Below are 16125 nucleotides of genomic sequence, written 5' to 3' on the forward strand. Positions count from 1 at the left end.
AAGTTTGCTAATTTTACGATTTTACTAAGACTTTTCAGACAATTCTCTACTCATTAAAATAGAAAATAAATTTATTTTTCTTCATTTGGATGAATGAGTTTGTGATATAATAAACTTTAGAAAAATAGAAAGAGATATTTTATGAAATTCCAACACAAACCACTGAATCTTTATGTAAATTTCAAAGAATCGGCCCAACAATTTCCCCAAAGTCGTTTTATTTTCGACAAGAAGTTAAACGCTTTCCCTGAATTAGAGCTTGAGACAAGTTATCAAAGCGTTCACGAAGCAGTCTTACAAAAAGCTTATAATCTGGCAGCTTTAGGAATAAAAAAAGAAGACAAGGTAATTATTTTTAAATCAAGTGCTTTTGATACTTACCTTCTTGCTATTGCTGTGTCTTATCTTGGGGCCATCCCTGCAATGATTTCCCATCACTTTTCTATACCAGTAATGGATACTCTTGCTGCTCGTCTTGAAAATCCTTGGCTCATTTTTGATGAAGATACAGCTTCCGTCGTTCATGAATTGAAAAATGTAAACAAAGGCCACAAACTCTTCGTCTCTGACTTTGCTTCAAACAATAATAGCCCTGAGGTGAGCAATCAACAACTAGCGACAGATGATATCGCTTATCTCACACATACATCAGGTACTACTGGGATTCCGAAACTGATCGCTCACTCTGCTAATTCTATGGGCTGGCGTTGGGTCTTACAGCGTACAGTTATGGATTGGATGCCAGATAAGTCTTCACTGTTAGCCTTCCACATTTCACCAGTCCATTCCCGCTTTAACATTGGTATATCCTCAGCCATGACTTTTGGTTTTGACCTTATGCCCCTTTCTAATTTAGAAAAACATACTGTGCTTAGTATGTTTGAAAAATATCGTCCTACGGCGTTCGAAACACATCCAAACCATTTTGTACGTTTGGCAAATGTGGTGAAAGAAACACCCGAGGCTTTTGCTTCTATTCGTTATCTCCACTCAACTTTTGATGCGATTAACAAAGATACGATGCATACTTTCCTCGCTGCTTCTACAGAAGAAAATCCTGTTTTCTTACAAATCTATGGTCAGTCTGAATGTGGCCCAATGATTTGGAAAAAACATCGCCTTACTACCTTACCTACTACAAATGCACGTGAAATGGGTATCGGTATGCCTGGTCTCTCCCAAGCACGTGTAACTGATGCGGACGGAAATGTTGTTCCGGCAGGCACACCTGGTCATATTCATTTCCTCTCTAAAGGGCGTGCATTAACTTATTATAAAGAGGACAGTCGTTTTGCTGAAGAAGTTTATGGCGACTGGTGGGATACAGGTGACTGGGGGATTATGGATGAAGACGGTGTGCTCTTCCTCTATGACCGTCAAGTGGATCTCATCGACAAGGTGGAATCAAACTTAGCCATTGAAGATCTCCTCCTCGACCAACATGACTTTCTGGACGAAGTAATTATTATCCGTGATGCTTCTGGACATCCTCAACCTATTTTGGCGCTTGCCGAAGGTAAAGAGATGGACTGGAAAGCTTGGTGGTCTTCCATCATTGATATGCCTTTCCTAAATGAACCTCTCCTTATGGACTATGATGCGATCCCTCGTACAGCCACAATGAAAGTTCAAAGATTGGCTCTTGAACGTGAACTTGCGGCAGGTCAAAAATAAACTCAGCATACAAAAAGGTAGTTCCAAAGAGGAAACTACCTTTTTTAAGTTATTTTGTCACTGCTTGCCAAAGAAGCGACAGAAGGAGAGACAAGGCATATGAGCTGTTAAATAAAACCATATTTTTTAAAGAATAAACAAAGCTATGAGGAGCAGGGACTTCTGCTGCATGTTGTTTTAAGTTCTTCTGAATTATCGGAAAGGAAAGGAAAGTCAGTAATGTTGGCCATTCAAAAATTCCAATAAAAAAACCTAAAATAATGAAGAAATACGCACCGTACATAAGCAATTGAAAAAGCTGAATACCTTGTTTACGTCCAATATAATATACTAAAGTATAACGATGGTTTTTAATATCTGTATCCAAATCACGCAAGTTATTAGCCAGCATAATATTTGCAATCGTGAAGACTAAAGGTAAACTCGCAACAACCATTGCTATAGCCCCCATCATATCTCCAGAAAGCACAAACGAATTTGCCGCAAAGTTAAGATCAAGTTTGAAGATGGGATTTTCTGCACAATTGATGAGGACCACCATTGCAAAAATTCCAAAACCCATCGTTCCACCAGAAAAGATCTCACCCAATGGCATACGAGAAAGAGGAATCGGACCATAAGTATAAAAAACACCGATAAAGAAGACGATTCCACCCAATAGCAAAAAGAGCCATCCCGTAAAATAAGCCAAAAGGAAACCTAAGCACAGACTTACAAAGACCATGAACAATATCAAATTTCTGACAACAAGAGGAGCTAGATTGGCTTTACCAATAATATTTTCTTGTTGTTGATAAATTTCATCTTTCGCTTTTTGAAAATCCTGATAATTATTAATCGCTGTTACCGTCATATCAAAGATAAGCATAGCCAGTAAAAAAAGGAGTGAAAGTCCAGGATTAAATGTTTTAAAATAGCTCAGACTAAAAAGTAAGCCAATAATATAGGGAAATATGCTGGCAATTTTGGTTTTAATTTCAACAAGTTCTAAAAAAGTTTTTAATGTCATAAAGCGTTTAGGTTATCCTTCACTATGGTTTCTCTGTTTTTTGAGCAATCAAACGTACTGGCCGTTTAATTCTCCTTAGAGTGTTCATCTTTTCCAGACAGTATGAACAATCTATATTATAGCGGATAAGTGCTCAAGAATCAATTTCAGAAATAAAAAATAGCTCTAGCGAGCTATTTTTAAAATTAACGTCCTTTATAGATTGAACGAGATTTACCATACCATACCTGCGTAAGTATTTTTTGAATCCATGGTTGAACCCATTTATCTAAACCAAACGCACGTCCTGAACCGTTCATCAAGGCAATTGCTACTGGGATGAACCAAATGTTTACCCAGAAGAACATACCTGATAGAGCGAACATTACTGTCAATGCTGCAGTTACTGCTGAAGCGATCCAAGTAAAGAGACCGAAGATAATCGCTAGAGCAAGTAATACTTCAACGATAGACATGAATTTTTGCATGAATAAAGCAACTTCACGATTTGGAATCATGAATTTAAAGATAGGTTCCATCCAGTGTGGTACTTTTTCAAGTACGGGCATTGGATCTGTTCCATAAGCGTATGAGAGTCCCCATTCTGTTGCTTTGTGAGCAGCTTCTGCTCCACCACTAGCAGCCGCGCCTGTTGCACCTGCAGCAGCATCTGCTGCTTTAGTAGCAGCTTCGCCTGTTGCGCCAGCAGCAGCATCGGCATGCTTAGGAACTTCTTGCAACCAAGCAAATGGGAATTTAAGGTCGTCTGTAAACCATGAACCTTTACCGAACCAAGTTGTTGGATTGAAGAGTTGACCTTCACCCACAATTTTCTTCATCGCTTCTGTCAGCCAAACAAGACCGTAGAAGATACGAAGGGGTACAGCCCAGAGAACATTACCTAAACGTGAAGTGTGACCGCGCATGAAGTTACGGCCATCTTTTGTACGGAATACTTCATCCATAGCATAACGCCAGAAGTAATGTGCTGAACGGATTTGCAAGGTATAGATAAAGTAAACGATGTTTTTCATCAGCATTGCCCAGAAGCCTGTCAAACGCATGCTTCCGACTTTAGCAACACCCCAAGTTGAACCAATAGAAACCATTGTTCCTTGGTATTTGCTTTCATGTTTATGTTTGCTGCCACCATTGATATCAGCAATGATATTTGAAGCTGCTGTGTGAGCTGTTTGCTCAGCCGCTTCAACGATTTGTGGTGTTGGACGACCAGTATCTGGTTCAATATAACCAGACACGTCACCAGCTACGTAGATACCTTTATCTTCATAACCGACAGCTTCCATGAATTCATTAGCTTGAAGACGATGGCCGCGTTCTGTTTCATTCAGATTAGTCTTAGCTGCTGTATTCCCTTGGACACCTGTAGTCCAAATCAATGTGTGTGTTGGGATTTCTTTAGCAACTTTTTCTTCATCGCGACCGCCAACATTTACTTTGATATGGTCTTCTGCCACTTCAACAATACCGTGGTTTGTCAACACATGAACATTTTTCTTTTCAAGATATGCATGTGCTTTATCTGCTTGCTTACGATCCAAAGTATTAAGGATTGTTGGCATCATTTCAACGACGTTGATTGTGATTTCTTCCTCAGGAATTTTCCAATCTGTTGAAACTTTTTTACGCCAGTCAATCAATTCACCAGCCATTTCGATACCTGTAAATCCTGAACCGGCAACAGAGATAGTCAAAAGTGCACGACGTTTTTCGTCATTAACTTCTGTTGAACCAAATTGGACAACAGTTTCAAGTTGACGTTTGATGCGCATAGCATCTTCCAGTGACCAAAGTGTGAAACCATGTTCTTTAACACCAGGTACACCAAAATCATTAGGTTCCCCACCAAGAGCTACAACTACATAGTCATAATCATAGCTTCCATGTTCAGTGATAACCTTCTTGTTTTCCTTATCAAGACTGACAACTGCATCAGTTACAAGGCTCACATTTTTACGTTTTCCCAAAAGTTTTTGGAGGTCGTATTGAACTGTTGTGAATGGCACACGTCCTGCTGCAACTTCATGAAGTTGAGTCATAGATGTATGATAACTGTGTTTGTCAATCAAAGTGATGTCAGCATTTGCTTTAAGCTTTTTCGAAAGCTCACGTGTTGCATGAACCCCAGCAACACCACCACCGATGACTACGATTTTTTTCTTAGTCATTTAAAATCGGTCTCCTACTAGTAATATAATAATGAAAAAAATTTCCATCTAACATTATATCGCTTTCATGCTGCTTTGTAAAGTGGGCAAGTTAGTTTTTCATGAATAAAAGAACAAATAAAACCACTTTGATGAGTTTTTTATTTTGATTCTTTAATAAATTTAAATTTAAGAAAAAATAATCACAAACGAATGATGTGCATTTCGCATCTCTTCGTAGTACAATATACCTATGAAAATTACATTTGACGAGAACGTCACTCAACGGCTAATGGCTATGATTAGTGATAAACCTGCTGATTTTGTTTTAGACTTTGACCATACCTTAAGTAATGAAACAATTTTAAGTAGTTGCTGTGGTATTACACGGTATCGGATTGTTGCGGTAGATAAAGGAGGAGTTCCTTCGGTTTTTGATGGAAAAATTTCTTCCCCCTTAGGCGATATTTACTGTAAAGCGTGGGGGAAGATGTATTTTGACCAAAATATGCAAGTCCGTGTTACACCTAACCATTTGATTGAAATAATGGGGGATGGTGAAAAAATAGCACCACATATTGAAATCGTTGATTATCGTAGTAATTAAAACAAATATAACCCTTTATCTCAGAAACATGGAAAATATTTCCATGTTTTTTCTTAAAACATTTGACAGAATTTTCTAATGATATTACAATAAAAAGAGTGTCTTAATTAAAGTCAACCGAAAGGACAAATCTCCCATGGAAAAAATAAAAATCAATTGGAACCTTTGGCTTAACGGCTTACTTTTCTTTATTGTACTCTTTTTTCTTTACACTCTTATATCGAATGCTGGTGTAATCACTAAAAATATTGGAGTTTTTTTACAAGTTCTCTCTCCCTTATTTATCGGAGCAGGTATTGCTTATTTTTTAAATAAGCCTACTACTCGTATAATATCACTACTAAAACGTGCGAAATCTCCCTTCATACATCGTCAAGCAAGAAAAATAAGCATCCTTATTACTTATATGATTCTTCTACTTCTGTGCTTTTTTATTGTCTATTATCTGGTGCCCATAGTTATTGCCAACTTACTAGAGTTCATCCGTCTCTTGCCGGCGATCTATCAAAATATTTCCCATTGGTTAAATAGCAATCAGTTCCAAGAGTTGGACAATATTTTTAATATTGAAGATTCTCTTCGCTATTTTGTCAATAATTTTACTGCTCAAGATGCTACACGTTATATTACAAGCAGCATTGAATCACTTAGCACCTTTACTTTTAGCTTAGCTTCTCAGGTCTTTCGTGTCGTTGTAGGTATAATCATTTCCATCTATCTTTTACTTTATAAGCAAAGTATTTTACAGATTATTTCACGTATCGGTCGTATTTCTACCAAGCAAGAACATCTGAAAACCATCAAATATTACCTCAGACAAACCGATATCATTTTCTATAAGTTTATCTCCACACAATTCCTTGATGCCTGTATTATCTGGATTTTATCAACCTTATTACTCACCATATTACACTTTACTGGTCTCGCCCATAATCCTTTTGCTGTTGCGTTAGGTTTACTTATTGGTATTGGTAATATGATACCTTACTTTGGATCAATCTTTGCTTCGATTGTTGCTATGATTATTGCATTTTTTACTGGCGGTTTAGAAGCCGGGATGATTACGATTATCATGCTTATTATCCTGCAACAAATCGATGGGAATATTATTGGTCCCAAACTAATGAGTGGCGCTTTAAATGTCAATCCTATTATCGTCATCATTTCCATTTCTTTAGGCGGGGCTTATTTTGGTATACTGGGCATGTTTGTAGCAGTTCCCGTAGCCGCTTTACTCAAAATAATTTTCTTAGAATATTTGACTGCTCGGGAAGCTCAGCTCACTCTAAAAAATAATTCCAATACAAATTAAAAAGCAGAGATTACTCTGCTTTTTTTATACAATTTTTTGAATGAACTCAAGGAGTTTTTGATTAAATGCTTCAATATTTTCAACATGCAGAATATGGCCACAATCAGGAAAAACACTTACTTCTGACTGTTCATTGTGCTGTAAATTCCGTGCAGCCTGTGCATGCTCTGCAGGGAAGATAGGCGAATGTCCTCCTGCAAAGAAAAGATGAGGCACGCGCTCTCTTGTCAAGTTTTGACGCCAATCTTGGGTGATTACGTTTTGCAATAAAGCTTGATGTTTTTGAAAATTAAAGGGTAGCATTCCTTTACCCAGTACACGTTTAACTTGATCAGTTAGCTGGCGGTTCGTAAGTTTTGTACGTGGAAAATCTCTAATAAAATCAGAGAGCTCTGCCAGAGTTTTACCAGTATTTCCACCTAGCCAGTCCTTTGATTTCATAAATGTGGGGGCCTGATCCTCCGTAACTATTCCTGCCAATTTAGCGTCCGTAAAGAGTTCCTCGTAAGCCATAATAGTTGCAGCTCCCATAGAGTGACCAATCAAAATTGGTTTCTCTAACTGCAAATAAACCATAAGCTCTTCCAAATCAGTCGCTAAGCGGTGCAAGGTCATTCCATAATCTACATCCTGACTGTATCCATGACTACGATGATCATAAGTAATGACGCGATAGCCTGCTGCTACGAAAAAATCCACCTGAAAGGCCCACGTAACCTCGCTCGCTGAGTAGCCATTGATAAAGACTAAAGCTTGCTTTTCTGTTTCACCGTAGCTATGATAATTAATTTGAACACCGTCATTTGTTGTATAAAAAGCCATTATTTTCTCTTTCTTCTTCACTTTTTGCTGTTCTATAACTCGCAGCAAAAACTATTCATATTGTAGCAAAAATAGTAAAATAATCCTGTATTTTTGCTTCTTTAGAGCTGTTTAAAGCACAAAAAGAGTAAAGTCGTAGAACTTTACTCTTATAGATAATTATTTTACAACAATATTTACTAATTTATTTGGAATCGCAATAACCTTAACGATATTTCCTTCAATCTCAACTGCGTCCAAAGCCACCTTTTCAAGTTGATCTTTTGGCAGATCTTTTGTAACTTTGACTTTTGCTTTGAGTTTACCGTTGATTTGTACCACAACTTCTACTTCATTTTCAATAAGTTTACTTTCATCAAAAGTTGGCCATGCCACATAAGATATCCCTGCTTCATTGCCAAGTTCCACCCAAAGTTCTTCTGCAATATGAGGAGCAAATGGAGCTAAGAGCTGAACAAAACCTTTAGCATATTCAAGTGGAAGTGATTTTGCTTTATTCGCTGCGTTAACAAAAATCATTAATTGCGAAATAGCAGTGTTAAATAACATATGGTCCAAACGTTCTGTAACGTTTTTCACAGTCTCATTGTAAACCTTATCTAAACTGCCATCGTTTTCCTCTGTGATTGTGCTGTTATTCAACAAGCGGACCACACGATCAAGGAACTTGCGTGCGCCTTCAAGACCCTCTTCAGACCATGGGATGCTTGCATCCAAAGGCCCCATAAACATCTCATATACACGTAAGGTATCTGCACCATAGCGTTGAACAACGTCATCAGGATTGACAACATTTTTCAGAGATTTAGACATCTTCGCTGGTGCTTGCTCAAGTTCCTCACCTGTTTCAATATTAAAGAAAGAACCATCACGTTTTTCAACTTTATCTGTAGCAACTAAAGCACCACGGCTGTCACGATATGAAGTTCCCAAAATCATTCCTTGGTTAAAGAGTTTTTGGAAAGGTTCATTTGTTGGAACAACACCTAAGTCAAAGAGTACTTTATGCCAGAAACGAGCATAGAGCAAGTGGAGGACCGCATGTTCTGCCCCTCCAACATAAATGTCAACTGGCATCCACTCTTTAATAAGTTCTGGATCCGCAATAGCTTCACTATTTTTCGGATCAATATAGCGGAGGTAATACCAAGAAGATCCTGCCCATTGTGGCATAGTATTAGTCTCACGTCGACCTTTTACACCGTCTTCACGCGTAACAGTCAACCAATCCGTAAGGTTTGCCAATGGAGATTCTCCAGTACCTGAAGGTTTAATATTAGAAGTTTTTGGTAAGACAAGTGGCAACTCATTTTCTGGAACTGCTGTACTTGTTCCATCTTCCCAATGAATAATTGGGATTGGCTCACCCCAATAGCGTTGACGGCTAAAGAGCCAATCACGAAGTCGATAGGTTACTTTACGTGAACCAATACCTTTTTCTTCAAGGTAAGCAACCATTTTTTCAATAGCTTCTTCTTTTTCCATACCGTTCAAGAAGTCAGAATTAATAATTCTTCCACCTTCTATATGGCAAGCTTCTTGCACATTTCCACCATCAAATACAGGGACAATTTCTAAATCATAGACTTTCGCAAATTCCCAGTCGCGTTCATCGTGACCTGGCACGGCCATAACTGCACCGTGACCATAGCTTGCCAACACATAATCTGCAATCCAGATTGGCATTTTCTTGCCATTTACAGGGTTAATCGCATAAGCACCAGTCCACACACCTGTCTTATCTTTAGCTAAATCTGTACGCGCTAAGTCAGACTTTAGACTAGCTTGGTGTTTATAGTCTTCAACAGCCTGTGCTTGTTCTGCTGTTGTAATTTTCTCTACTAATGGATGTTCTGGAGCAAGGACGGTAAAAGTTGAACCGAAGAGCGTTTCAGGGCGTGTCGTAAAGACAGAGAACATCTCCTCTGTTCCGTCGACCTTAAAGTTCACATCAGCACCGACTGATTTTCCAATCCAGTTGCGCTGCATTTCTTTGATTGACTCTGGCCAGTCAAGGTCTTCCAAATCATTGAGCAAACGTTCGGCATAAGCTGTGATTTTCAACATCCATTGACGCATTGGTTTACGTACAACTGGATAACCTCCACGCTCAGAAGTACCGTCTGGCAGAACCTCTTCATTGGCAATAGCCGTACCTAACTCTTCGACCCAGTTTACAGCTACTTCTGCTTCATAAGCTAAGCCTTTTTCGTATAGTTTAGTGAAAATCCATTGAGTCCATTTGTAAAATTCTGGATCAGTGGTATTTACTTCACGTTCCCAGTCATAACTAAACCCAAGACTGTTAATTTGGCGTTTAAATGTAGCAATGTTTTTCGCTGTAAATTCTACAGGATCATTTCCTGTATCAATAGCATACTGTTCAGCAGGCAAACCAAAAGCATCCCAGCCCATTGGGTGAAGAACGTTATAACCTTGTGCACGTTTGTAGCGGCTAAGGATATCTGTAGCAGTATATCCTTCAGGATGTCCTACGTGTAGTCCTGCTCCTGATGGATAAGGAAACATATCTAACGCATAAAACTTTGGCTTGCTTTTGTCTGTTCCGGTACGGAAAGTATTATTATCAGCCCAATATTTTTGCCATTTGGCTTCAATGTCAGTGTGTTTATATTCCATATTTCATTCCTTAAAGTTTTTTATAAATTCTTTTTTCAAATATCAAATTCTATTATACCAAAAAATTACCAAGCTTTTCATTCTTGATTAGCACCTTATAGCAAGTTGAAGGCTAAGACGAGATCACTCCCACTGAGCTGGAGACCATATTTATGCTCATATTTTTTCATCTTGTTAAGTAGTGTATTTCGATGTACATACAGTATTTTTGCTGCAGCAGCTTGGTTACCATGCGTTTTATAGAGTGCCCGAACCAGTTCTTGGTCTTCTGGACTCTGAAGTAAATCATCTTTTATCTTATCAAGCAACAAGCTGTCTACTAAGTTCAACCCCTGCGAAATGGTAAATTCACTAAAACGAGAGTTTTGGCTAAAAAAGCGTAACTCCTCCTCATAGGTGTCAGGAAGTTCATCGTTTAGCACAAAGCTTCCAATATAATACTGAATTTTTTCTCCCATATCTTGAGATAAAACTTGTAAACTATCTGAGAGCTCTGACTTACTTAAGTTGTTTCCTGTATACTTTTCAATAACCAACTGTTTTTCAGCATCATGTCTGACTATATCGGGTAAGATAAAGCGTAAGTTCTCTTCAAGTTCTGAAAAATCAGAAACAGAAAACTGTAAAAGACGAAAACGACCTGTGGGCAAATCCCAAAAATCCGTACTTGTCGTTGAAAGGAGTGCAACCAAACTCCGTTCCCGCTCGTTTAGCTCAGTTGCTGGTATATCACGGTAAAGTTCTTTTATCTTATCTATTTCCATTTTTCAAAAAAGTGACCTTCTGGCCACTTTACTCTTAATTTTCAGTAGGGATGTGCAATTCGAAAAGCGGCGATAATGGGCGTTTTTCGTGGATACGGATGATTGCATCAGCAAGCAATGGAGCGATAGAAATTTCAACAATCTTATCACTACGGCGTTCATCTGGTATCTCAATCGTATCAAGGACTACAAGTTTATTAATTCCTGAACTTTCGATACGTTCAATTGCAGGGCCAGATAATACAGCGTGTGTACATGAAGCATAAACTTCAGTGGCACCAAGTTCTTTCAAAGCATTGGCAGCCAATGTAATTGTTCCAGCTGTATCAATCATGTCATCAATTAAGATACACTTTTTCCCTTTAACATCACCAATAATATTCATGATTTCAGCTACATTCGCGCGTGGACGACGTTTGTCGATAATTGCAATTGGTGCTTTTAAGAAAGCAGCCAGTTTGCGTGCACGACCTACTCCACCATGGTCTGGTGAAACGATAACTAAATCATCTCCGTTTGCAAACCCATGACGGCGGAAATAATCTGCAATTAATGGAGAACCCATCAAGTGATCTACAGGAATATTGAAGAAACCTTGAATTTGAGCAGCATGTAAGTCAAAAGTTATTAAGCGATCGGCGCCAGCGATTTGAATCATATTTGCTACTAATTTTGATGTGATTGGTTCACGTGCACGCGCTTTACGGTCTTGACGTGCATAGCCATAGTAAGGCATTACCACATTGATTGAGGCAGCACTTGCACGTTTCAAAGCGTCCATCATAATCAACAATTCCATTAAGTTTTCATTAACTGGAGCACTTGTTGATTGGAGGATAAATACATGTTCTCCACGGATACTTTCATCGATTTTGACTTCGACTTCCCCGTCATTGTAAGTGAGCACGCGTGATTTCCCAACTTGGATACCAATTTCTTTTGCGACTTTTTCAGCCAATTTTTGATTAGATGAGAGTGCAAATAACTTCAAATTTGAATACGACATGATTGCCTTTCTATATAAAACAGTTCTCTAATTAGACCTTACCATTTTATCGTGAATTTCATTTTTTTTCAAGTCCCGATAGTTTAGACAAAACCAGCCTTTTCTCAATAAAAAAGCCATCATTACTGATGGCCACTTTTTAAATAAGCTCTTTAAATAAACCGCGCACAAAGAATTCTTCATCAAAATCAGTAAGATCATCAATCCCTTCACCAAGTCCGACAAGTTTCACAGGTATTTTTAAGCTTTGTACAATCGAGAGAACTATTCCCCCTTTAGCTGACCCATCCAACTTCGTTAGAGCAATACCCGTTATTGGTGTTACTGCACTGAACTCTTTAGCTTGTTGGATGGCATTCTGCCCCGTAGTGGCATCCAAAGCCAAGATGACTTCATGTGGAGCTGCTGGTAGTTCACGCTTAATAATTTTTCCAATCTTTTCAAGCTCTTTCATCAGATTATCTTTGTTCTGCAGACGACCTGCTGTATCAATCAGCAAAATATCGTAAGATTCCGACTTGGCTTTAACTACCGCATCAAAAACAACACTGGCTGGATCAGATCCTGCAGGCTTCGTCACAACGGGAACACCTGAACGGTTCCCCCACTCGACAAGCTGATCAATTGCGCCTGCTCGGAAGGTATCTGCTGCCGCAAGGAGAACTTTCTTACCCTCTTTTTTGTAGCGATTGGCAAGCTTACCAATTGTGGTCGTTTTACCAACCCCATTCACTCCTACAAAGAGAAAAACAGTTAAATCATCTTGTAGATTTAAATTAGAAGGGACTTTTTCATCATCAAATTTATCAACGATTTTTTCAACGATTAACTGACGAAGAGCCTCTTGTGATTTTGCATTCGCAAGCTTTGCTTCATTCCGTAATTCTTCAGTAATCTCTAAAGCTAAGTCCACACCAACATCGGACATAATCAAAGTTTCTTCAAGTTCTTCGAAGAACTCTTCATCCACGGAACGGAAGTTAGCCAAAAAAGCGTTAAAACGTTGTCCAAAAGTCTTGCGTGTTTTCTCTAGTGATTTGTCATACTTTTCTTCAATATTAGTTTCTTTTTCTTCAACTTCTGGTTCTGTTGCAACTTCAGGAGCTTGTTCTTCGTCCTTTTCTTCAGTGATAGACTCTATTTCTGAAGCTTCAATTTCCTTGATTTCTTCTTCAAGTTCCTTTGATTCTTCTTGAAATAGCTCTTGAGTTTCCTCAGTGTCTGTTGAAGATTCTTCAAGCTCAGCCACTATTTCAGGCTCGGTTTCTACTAAATAGTCTTCTGCTTGCTCAGGAGTTACCTCTGCTTCTACAAGTTCTGTAACAGGTTCTTTCACCTCTTCCGTCTGCGCGTTTTCTTCTGTCTCCTCAACATTTTCTACATGTGTCTCAACAACTTCTTCATTTTCTTTCTTCTTACCAAATAAACGGTCAAATAAGCCCATATTTCCTCCTATAGAACATATTCTTGAATCACTTCTGCTACTGCATGTTGATCATTTGTAAAGCTTGATATAATATTTGCTTCATTCTTAACTGTCGGCACCGCGTTGCCCATAGCAACACCATAGCCTGCCCATGAAATCATACTCAAATCATTTTCCTCATCGCCCATAGCCATAACATTATCAGGGGTTAAGTCGAGTTGTTCGATGAGTTTTGAAAGTCCAAAGGCTTTGTTTATACCTTTTGGCATAAATTCTAACAGAATATCCCGTGTTTTAAATATCTCAAACTGTTCAAATAAAGTCTTCGGAAATTTCGGAATCTGTGCATCAAGAAATGTTGCATCTGTACAAGAAACAATTTTGTTATAGATAGCATTTTGAGACAGCTGTTCAAATTTTACAGGATGAAACTCTAAGAGACTATTAATAAAGCCATACTGTGACTGGCGAGCACTTTCAGTTACATAAACAATATCGTCACTAAGAACATCACAAGGGATTTCCAACGCATCCGTCTCTTGTTTAATCAAACGCACATCCTCATAGCTCAAAACTTTCTTAGAGAGAATCTCCCCCGTATTGCGCTGAACTAAACCACCGTTGAAAGTAATACTAAAATCTTCAAAATCTAGCATCTGCAAAGTTTTCAAAAAGGGTTGAATAGCTGCCAGAGGACGTCCAGTTGTTAAGACAACCTCTACTCCTTTCTGACGTGCTTCTTGGATAGCTTCAATATTTGGCGCAGAAATCTCCTTCGCACTATTAAGTAATGTCCCATCAAGATCTAAAGCGATCAATTTTATATCATTTGTCATGCTTATATTATATCAAAAAAGCAAGTTGAAAAGCAGTTTTAGATAAGCTGATGTTCTTTTATTATTGTAGAGTGAAACTTGCAATCTTTTTACGTATAAATACTATGAGTAGAACTTATAAGTTTATTGGGAAAATAATTATTTAGAGAAAGGAACTTCAAGATACATCAACATTATCGTCAATTAGCATAAAAACAACTGATAACTTTTGTTTAAAATTAGATGCATATTGGTATGCTAAAAAGCATAAAATTAACTTATAAGGAGAATCATATGGTAAGAAAAAAAGCAACTTTTATCACAGCAGTCGGCATTATAGTATTAAGTACTCAACTTGTGGGATGCTCCCACAATGAAGCAAAGAATAATTCAGAGGTTAAAAAAATCGAGCAAAATAAAAAGAAAGAAGATACAAGTAGCTTTAACTTTATCGCTAATAAAAAACAACCAGAAACTGTGAAAGATTTCATTCCTCTTTTTGCTCAGCAATTAAAAAAGTATAATCAAGTTGCTGAAAAAATTTGGCCAAATAATGCGATTACGCAGATACCCGTAGTTTTAGAGGATACGGACAGTAAAGCCATGTGGAAAATTACTCCAGATGGTCAAATCAGTGACTTCTCTGAAAAAGAAGCCAAAGAAATGAATGTAGACCGTTCCGAAACTCCAGGAACTTGGGGATACTATGGCAAACAGTTTGGAAAGTTTGGTGTTGATAGTAGCTATAATGTTCAGGGTAAAAATCTAAAAGGGGGAGGCATGTACTTTTCACTCAATGCTGCCGCACTCAAAGATAAGAAAACCTGGAATAGCCGTCCCCACTTAGGCTCGTACGATGCACTAGTTTTTGCTCTACACGAGAACTTCCACATTTTTGAGCAAGATAAATGGGATAAGTTATCTAATGAGCAAATTACGGAGTTAGGTACTAAAAAGGACCAACATCTTGAGGATGTCGATGCTCGTCTTATACGTCATCAATTAATCAAAGAGTTGATGGCCGCTATTGAACATCCTAAAGATAAAAATTTCGTTCTTCAAGCTCTTGCAACTTACAATCAATATAAAGAAAAAAACAAAACAGACTTCGATAGAGCTCAGTACTGGGATCGAACCGAGGGCACAGCACACTACTTAGAACTCATGACCTCGATTTACACTTACTTTCCCGAGCAGCTCAAAACTGATGAAGATATAAATAAAGCTATACAAAGTTTAGGAAAACAAACCCAATCTTATACTAAATCAGCTGGAACAGTCGACGAGTCCTATGATGTAGGAGCTATGGCGAGTTTTCTTTTAGATCGTTATGACTCCTCTTGGAAAAATAAACTTATGAAAGACAAAAATACAACTCCCATAAGTTTATTAGCTGATTATTTCCGTAAGGAGAAGCTTCCCGCCTATGAACCACTTAACCAGGATGATAAAGCGAAAGTCTTAAAGCAAATTTCTGACAAGAAAAAGGAGCTTGTCGGCTATCAAAAAGAATCTTTAGTACAATTGAAAAAAGAACTCCAAGGCGCCGAAGACGCTACTCAAAAAGAAATGTTAGAAAAAGAAATCGCAGCCCTAGAGAAAAAAATTGCGGCTTTAGAGAAATAAAAAATTTAAACTCACTGCTCTATATAAAAAAATCATATCCATAGCAAATAAAGTTTGTGGATATGATTTTTTTATAATTAAATTTTTCTACAAAGATTATATTTTATAAAGTTTTTTGTAAGTTTTGCTATCAAACCAAGGACAGGATAAGCATGATTAGCAAACTCATAGAGCCTAACAAAATCATTTCCCAAATAATAAGAGTAAGCAGAGGATTTAAGCCCTTAATATGTAGGTGATCTGCAATTCCATCTAAAATATTTTTATTCATGTCTAT

At 37.9% G+C, this 16125-nt stretch carries 13 protein-coding genes; 4 read left to right on the forward strand and 9 right to left on the reverse strand.

Features of this window, described 5'->3' with window-relative positions:
- The first annotated feature begins 141 nt into the window (after positions 1 to 141).
- Positions 142 to 1674: a class I adenylate-forming enzyme family protein gene (locus I6G50_RS04830; RefSeq protein WP_197909343.1), complete on the forward strand. Its 1533-nt coding sequence runs from the start codon at positions 142 to 144 to the stop codon at positions 1672 to 1674.
- A gap of 49 nt (positions 1675 to 1723) precedes the next feature.
- Here the strand turns inward: I6G50_RS04830 and menA are convergent, their stop codons facing one another.
- Entirely contained in the window at positions 1724 to 2683 is a 960-nt protein-coding gene (menA, locus tag I6G50_RS04835) for a 1,4-dihydroxy-2-naphthoate polyprenyltransferase (protein WP_197909344.1), read from the reverse strand.
- 185 nt (positions 2684 to 2868) lie between these two features.
- Positions 2869 to 4851: an FAD-dependent oxidoreductase gene (locus tag I6G50_RS04840; protein WP_003135512.1), complete on the reverse strand. Its 1983-nt coding sequence runs from the start codon at positions 4849 to 4851 to the stop codon at positions 2869 to 2871.
- A gap of 232 nt (positions 4852 to 5083) precedes the next feature.
- Between I6G50_RS04840 and I6G50_RS04845 the strand changes: the two genes are divergently transcribed.
- Both I6G50_RS04845 and I6G50_RS04850 read left to right on the forward strand, forming a co-directional pair.
- On the forward strand, positions 5084 to 5437 hold the full coding sequence (locus I6G50_RS04845; RefSeq protein ID WP_197909345.1) for an iron-sulfur cluster biosynthesis family protein: 354 nt from the start codon (positions 5084 to 5086) through the stop codon (positions 5435 to 5437).
- A gap of 136 nt (positions 5438 to 5573) precedes the next feature.
- A complete protein-coding gene (locus I6G50_RS04850) occupies positions 5574 to 6749 on the forward strand; it encodes an AI-2E family transporter (protein ID WP_197909346.1) in 1176 nt (391 codons plus the stop codon).
- Between the two features lie 24 nt (positions 6750 to 6773).
- Here the strand turns inward: I6G50_RS04850 and I6G50_RS04855 are convergent, their stop codons facing one another.
- The 6 genes from I6G50_RS04855 to I6G50_RS04880 form a co-directional block, all read right to left on the reverse strand.
- Entirely contained in the window at positions 6774 to 7571 is a 798-nt protein-coding gene (locus I6G50_RS04855; RefSeq protein ID WP_197909347.1) for an alpha/beta fold hydrolase, read from the reverse strand.
- Positions 7572 to 7730: 159 nt separating this feature from the next.
- A complete protein-coding gene (gene leuS / locus I6G50_RS04860; RefSeq protein WP_197909348.1) occupies positions 7731 to 10211 on the reverse strand; it encodes a leucine--tRNA ligase in 2481 nt (826 codons plus the stop codon).
- Positions 10212 to 10306: 95 nt separating this feature from the next.
- A complete protein-coding gene (locus I6G50_RS04865) occupies positions 10307 to 10975 on the reverse strand; it encodes a helix-turn-helix domain-containing protein (protein ID WP_197909349.1) in 669 nt (222 codons plus the stop codon).
- 34 nt (positions 10976 to 11009) lie between these two features.
- Positions 11010 to 11981 (reverse strand): ribose-phosphate diphosphokinase, encoded by a 972-nt coding sequence (locus I6G50_RS04870; RefSeq protein WP_003135518.1) that lies wholly within the window; start codon positions 11979 to 11981, stop codon positions 11010 to 11012.
- A 139-nt stretch (positions 11982 to 12120) separates the two neighbouring features.
- Positions 12121 to 13425, reverse strand: a complete 1305-nt coding sequence (gene ftsY / locus I6G50_RS04875; protein WP_197909350.1) for a signal recognition particle-docking protein FtsY — start codon at positions 13423 to 13425, stop codon at positions 12121 to 12123.
- 8 nt (positions 13426 to 13433) lie between these two features.
- On the reverse strand, positions 13434 to 14243 hold the full coding sequence (locus I6G50_RS04880; protein ID WP_003135520.1) for a Cof-type HAD-IIB family hydrolase: 810 nt from the start codon (positions 14241 to 14243) through the stop codon (positions 13434 to 13436).
- Between the two features lie 273 nt (positions 14244 to 14516).
- Between I6G50_RS04880 and I6G50_RS04885 the strand changes: the two genes are divergently transcribed.
- Positions 14517 to 15848 (forward strand): hypothetical protein, encoded by a 1332-nt coding sequence (locus I6G50_RS04885; RefSeq protein WP_197909351.1) that lies wholly within the window; start codon positions 14517 to 14519, stop codon positions 15846 to 15848.
- 130 nt (positions 15849 to 15978) lie between these two features.
- Here I6G50_RS04885 and I6G50_RS04890 read toward each other — a convergent pair whose 3' ends face one another.
- Complete coding sequence (locus tag I6G50_RS04890) at positions 15979 to 16119, reverse strand: hypothetical protein (protein WP_180376117.1); 141 nt, start codon at positions 16117 to 16119, stop codon at positions 15979 to 15981.
- Positions 16120 to 16125 lie beyond the last annotated feature (6 nt).

Source organism: Lactococcus garvieae, from assembly GCF_016027715.1.
GTDB lineage: Bacteria > Bacillota > Bacilli > Lactobacillales > Streptococcaceae > Lactococcus > Lactococcus garvieae_A.